The sequence below is a fragment of the Mycobacterium parascrofulaceum ATCC BAA-614 genome (assembly GCF_000164135.1).
Lineage (GTDB): Bacteria > Actinomycetota > Actinomycetes > Mycobacteriales > Mycobacteriaceae > Mycobacterium > Mycobacterium parascrofulaceum.
In genome coordinates this window covers 1-3,051 of the sequence record NZ_GG770561.1, presented here as the reverse complement: position 1 = coordinate 3,051, position 3,051 = coordinate 1, and the positions used below count along the sequence as shown (strand labels likewise).

Genomic DNA, 3,051 nt, shown 5'->3' with positions numbered 1-3,051 from the left:
CGCCTCCCAGCGCTCCCAGCTGTGAGCGTTGCCGTGGGGTGCGTTTGGCTTTCGGCTCGCCGGTGTTGACGCCGACAACCACCACCTGCGATATCGAACGGTGCCACCGAAACCGCTTGACGCCCAACATAATTGAGTGTGGCTGAGCGTGCAGTATGCCACGCCACCTCGATGGATGGGTCAGCTTTCCACGGAAAACTGACCCTCGCGATGCTATGTGAGCAACTTCCTGAGCTGGCCGACCAGTGTCCTGGCTCCTTTATCGCCAAGTTGATCGCGCAACGCTATCGCCAGGGCGCGTGGATCCGCGTCGAACTTTCGAAGCGCCCGCGTCACCGAGCGCAGCGGCGGCGCCGTTGGTTCGTCTCGTGCCGCCGAATCCGAATTGCCGTCTTCGGTTTCATTGGCGGTGTTGGCCCCTTCACTGCGCCGGCCGCGAGCGGCCTTCCACCGGGCCACCTGCTGTGCGAGCGGAACCTGGGCAAGTGAACGCGCTTCGCGAATCGCCAGATCGCCCCTGCGGGTGGCTTCCTGAAGATCGGGTGCCAGTTTGAGTAGCGCGCGCCGATGTGACACCCACGTCTTGCTCTTACGAAGATGTTCGGCCGCGGCGTCAGCGCTGCCGTACTCCCCCACTAGCCTCTCGACAGCTTTGGCTTCCTCGATCACGTCGAATCCCGAGCGGTCGACGTTCTCGGAGATTACAGCCGTGAGCAGCGTTGCGCGATCATTGGCGAGTTCGTCTTTGATCACGATGTCGAGCTCGGGTCGGCCGAACTTGTGCGCGGCGGCCAACCGCCGGTTGCCGATGATTACTACCCACCGCGCCGAAATCGTGGTCTCGGGGTAGATGTTTTGAAATGCTCCTCGGGTGACAACAACTACGGGCTGTAGTTGGAAGTCAACGATGGAGGCCAACTCGTCGAGGTCACCGACCGAATCGCGCGGGTTGTGTGGGTTGCCGACCAGGTCTCGTAGAGCCACCGACCGCGACAGGCCCGACCGTGGGGCGACGACGGGAATCTTCGCGTTTCCGTCAACAGATGAGTTGTCGCCAACAGCATCGACGAGATCATCGAATGTCTTGACACCACCGCGCCCCATTACCGGACTCCTACCATGTTCAGTTCGTCGGCGAGCTTGTAGAAGTCAGCCGCCGCGTTGGCCGCCGAGCCACTCTTCTTGTACTGGGTGACCACGACGCCCTCGCTGCAGGCATTCGTGTGAATCTTGTAGTGCCGCACTACCGTCTCGGCTAAGGGCCATCCCTGTCCGCGAATGAACTTCTGCGTTTGCTTTAACCAGTGTTCGCCATCGCGCGGGTCCCAATCATTGATGAAGACCCGGTAGGGGATGTTGCGCGGTTCGAGAAGCTTACGGATCGTGCGCGCGGTTGGGTCGAAGCACATCGGCGCCGGCAGCACCGGGACGATCGCTTCGGCGGTGACGTCGAGGACGGTCCGCAGTGCATCGGCGGAGTATCCGTCACCTAGACCATCTCGAGAGGAGTCCGCGTCGAGGTCGAACCAGCCGGCGGTATCGACGTAGACCTCGACAATACCGGGCAGGTTGTTGAGCTGCTGCAGCCATTCGAGGGGATCGTCGTGCGCTTGGACAAGATGGAAGGGGAGTGCGTCGACCCGGTTGGCCCACCATTTTGCCGACCCCTGCGGGTCTATCGAGACCGCAGCCACCGGCGAGAACGCGTCGGGCTCGAGATATGCGGTCAGTTTTTGGGCTCGTACGGCGGCCAGATTGACGGTCGCGGTGCTCTTGCCGACACCGCCTTTTTGGTTCAAAACAGTGACAACTTTAGTCATGGGGAGAAGACCTTGGTGCGCTTGGGCCGCGGCTGCGGCCCACTCCGGGAACCGGCCGCCAGGAAATACGTCGCTGACCGAACGACCGCCCCTCAGACACGCTGAATTGTGCATTACATCTCGCCAGTTTTCCGCGGAAAACTGCCCAGATCCAACCGGAGATCGCATGCCGTCTTTCGCGCCTTCCCGGTCCGTCAATCACATCAGCGAGTCCATGACTTGCGTCGATTGACGAGCGACAGGCCAGTTTTCCGCGGAAAACTGGACATGCCGGGCTCAGATCATCACCCCAAAAGTCACGCGATTCCGCCGCGGCAGTGAGTTGTGCGCGCGCCTCATCGACTCGCCGCTCCCGATGGCATCCGGCCACATCATGACGTTGGCCGGCAGCCGCCGCCGAGAGGGTGACCACTTCCTCGGGCACTCGTGGATCGGGGCGTTGATTGCGCCGGGGCCCCGCACGACGTAGGAGTCGAACCGGCGGCATCCGCTGGCATGCACAACCGGGTCCACCCACAAAGCGCCCCCATAGTCGTTCGCACGTGCACCGACGCTTGACGACCTCACCGACACCGTCGGTCGACGGTTCACGGCGCACCAGCACCTAGTGCTTGTGCCGCCACGTTGTTGGGCACGCCACCGCCGACCTCTCGCGCGGCGGCGTCTACCGAACCTAGTGCTTGCGCCGCGGCGTCGGTGGCTGCGCCACCGCCGGCTTCCGGCACCGCGCCCTCTCCTGCGCCCCGCGCCGCGCTGCCTTCCGCGCCTAGTGCATCCGCGCGTGGCGCTGCCTGCGCGTCGGCAGACTTCAACACCGCGCGCACCTCACCGACTTTGACTCCCGCCAGTTCAGCGATCGCAGTGAGGCTTTCACCACGGCCTTGCATCCGGGCCACCGCTGTCGCGCCAGCCTGGCGGTGTTCGTGACGGCGCCGCTCCCCCTCTGCGCGTATCTCGAGGATACGGTTGCGCTCCCACTCGTCGACGGCGACCAGCCGCCCAATCTCGACGAGAAACGACGCAGCGTCATCGACATTTTGACGCTCACGCTCCAGACGTGCCTCGTTGGCCTTATGCTGCGCCTCCCGGACACGCTTGCGCGCCGCCGATTTCGAATTGATGTTCACCACGTGGGAACCATAGGACACACCCATCGTCGCGCTCTACCAACCTGACCAACATCATCTGTGTCCCCATTTGTCCGCACCCACTGTCGCCAAATCAACTGCCC

Annotated in this window: 3 protein-coding genes; all 3 read right to left on the bottom strand. The window is 63.2% G+C overall.

What is annotated here, in order from left to right; all coding sequences use genetic code 11:
* Positions 1-213 precede the first annotated feature (213 nt).
* The 3 genes from HMPREF0591_RS27805 to HMPREF0591_RS33550 all read right to left on the bottom strand — a co-directional run bounded on the left by HMPREF0591_RS27805 (position 214) and on the right by HMPREF0591_RS33550 (position 2,950).
* Positions 214-1,104 carry a ParB/RepB/Spo0J family partition protein gene (locus HMPREF0591_RS27805; protein WP_007172119.1) on the bottom strand — a complete coding sequence of 297 codons (891 nt, stop codon included), beginning with the start codon at positions 1,102-1,104 and terminating at the stop codon, positions 214-216.
* Complete coding sequence (locus HMPREF0591_RS27800) at positions 1,104-1,820, bottom strand: ParA family protein (RefSeq protein ID WP_007172118.1); 717 nt, start codon at positions 1,818-1,820, stop codon at positions 1,104-1,106. The genes HMPREF0591_RS27805 and HMPREF0591_RS27800 overlap by 1 nt, the downstream gene beginning before the upstream one ends.
* 587 nt (positions 1,821-2,407) lie before the next feature.
* Positions 2,408-2,950 carry a hypothetical protein gene (locus HMPREF0591_RS33550; protein ID WP_174814220.1) on the bottom strand — a complete coding sequence of 181 codons (543 nt, stop codon included), beginning with the start codon at positions 2,948-2,950 and terminating at the stop codon, positions 2,408-2,410.
* Positions 2,951-3,051: the final 101 nt, after the last annotated feature.

Excerpts from the sequence above, each read along its gene's own strand:
- HMPREF0591_RS27805 (WP_007172119.1), bottom strand. The coding sequence starts at position 1,104 with ATGGGGCGCGGTGGTGTCAAGACATTCGATGATCTCGTCGATGCTGTT.
- HMPREF0591_RS27800 (WP_007172118.1), bottom strand. The coding sequence starts at position 1,820 with ATGACTAAAGTTGTCACTGTTTTGAACCAAAAAGGCGGTGTCGGCAAG.